A 559-nucleotide genomic window follows, 5' to 3' on the forward strand; every position below is an offset into this window, starting at 1 on the left:
CGTTTCCTCCGTTCGTTAGACGAATTTCGTCGATACGTCACAGTGTATCGGTCTCCCGATTTCCCGCTCGCGTGATGTCGCCCTGAGCTTCGGCATGCGGGTTTCGCCCCGCCACCGGGCGTCTCGGGCGAGGCGTTCCCCGTTCCGGCCGCCTGGGGGCGGGCGGCCGCGGGCTTTCACGGTCGCGCCGCCTTGCCGTCGGGCGCCGCGGGCATCAGCCCGACGTAGCGGGCGTCCGTCAGCGTGCGCAGGAACGCGACGATGTCGTCGACGTCGGCGTCCGTCATCGCGGGTGGCGTGCCGGCTCGGCGGTTCATCGGCGTCGAGTTCACGTTGATGTTGCCGCGGTACGCGGCCGGCACGTCGTCGAACGTGTCGCGGCCGTGATACCAGCGCTTCGGATCCGTCGAGCGCGTGTTGTAGAACGCCACCGCATCGCGCAGCGTGTCGAACACGCCGTTGTGCATGAACGACTCCTTGATCGCGACGTTGCGCAGGCCGGGCGTGCGCAGATAGCCGCACCATTGCGCCGGCTCGGGCCAGCGCAGCTTCGCGGCGG

At 69.2% G+C, this 559-nt stretch carries 1 protein-coding gene; it reads right to left on the minus strand.

The window, feature by feature from the left end:
• Window positions 1-176: 176 nt before the first annotated feature.
• Window positions 177-559, minus strand: a 383-nt coding sequence (locus tag J5M58_RS25995) for a hypothetical protein (RefSeq protein WP_243432555.1), incomplete at its 5' end; no start/stop codon positions are given.

Source organism: Pseudomonas sp. 32_A, assembly GCF_017490905.1.
GTDB classification, from domain to species: Bacteria; Pseudomonadota; Gammaproteobacteria; order Pseudomonadales; family Pseudomonadaceae; genus Aquipseudomonas; species Aquipseudomonas inefficax.